Below are 260 nucleotides of genomic sequence, written 5' to 3' on the forward strand. Positions count from 1 at the left end.
TGTTACCGCACCTTCAACCTGGTCAAGGATAGATCACTCGGTTTCGGGTCTACTGCCAGAGACTATTCGCCCTATTCAGACTCGGTTTCCCTTCGCCTCCCCTATACGGTTAAGCTTGCCACTGACAGTAAGTCGCTGACCCATTATACAAAAGGTACGCAGTCACCCTTGCGGGCTTCCACTGCTTGTACGTATACGGTTTCAGGGTCTATTTCACTCCCCTCTCCGGGGTTCTTTTCGCCTTTCCCTCACGGTACTAG

The 260-nt window shown here is 51.9% G+C and carries 1 rRNA gene; it reads right to left on the reverse strand.

What is annotated here, in order from left to right:
• Positions 1 to 260: ribosomal RNA gene (locus ACPYOD_RS19185) — 23S ribosomal RNA — on the reverse strand; the annotation flags it as partial.

The sequence above is a fragment of the Luteibacter sp. HAY1-4A genome (assembly GCF_056755355.1).